1 protein-coding gene is annotated in these 679 nt (G+C 45.1%); it reads left to right on the top strand.

All coding sequences use genetic code 11. From position 1 onward, the window contains the following. On the top strand, positions 1-667 hold a 667-nt coding region (locus EI162_RS14425), incomplete at its 5' end, for an IS3 family transposase (RefSeq protein ID WP_225737021.1). Between the last annotated feature and the right edge of the window lie 12 nt (positions 668-679).

Raw genomic sequence — 679 nt, 5'->3', positions numbered from 1 at the left:
CAGTATTAGGCTAACGCGTTACTTAGCTGCCAAGATTATGAAGCAAATGAAACTGGTCAGTTGCCAGCTCAAGACCCACAAATACAAGCACGCTGATCAGGAACATAAAACCCATGACAACCTTTTAAAACGCAGATTTAGCCCAACGGCGCCCAACCAAGTCTGGACGGGCGATGTCACTTATATTCGCATTAAAGGCGGCTGGTGTTACCTAGCCGTTGTTTTAGACCTGTACGCCCGTCGTGTGGTGGGCTTTAGTGTCTCAGACTCACCCGATAGTATTCTGACAGGTAACGCTCTGAAAATGGCGTATCAGACGAGACTCAAACCAAGTGGTGTGTTATTTCACTCAGATCAGGGCACGCATTACACCAGTAAGAAATTTGCTGAATCAATCGATGATTGCGACGGTATGACACAGAGTATGAGCCGTCGTGGAAATTGTTGGGATAACGCCCCAACTGAGCGCTTCTTTAGAAGCTTCAAAACAGAGTGGATGCCAAAGGGCGGTTATGAGAATATCGCTGAGGCTAAAAGTGCCATTAGTGATTATATCTGGGGCTACTATCAAACCGTGAGACCGCACACTTTCAACAATTATTTAACACCAGCTGAAACAGAAAGACGTTACTTTAATCAAAACCTCTTATCAGGTGTCCTAAATTAGTTGACCACTACA

The organism is Psychrobacter sp. FME6, from assembly GCF_014861365.1.
Classification (GTDB): domain Bacteria; phylum Pseudomonadota; class Gammaproteobacteria; order Pseudomonadales; family Moraxellaceae; genus Psychrobacter.
This window is presented reverse-complemented; position numbering and strand designations above follow the sequence as displayed.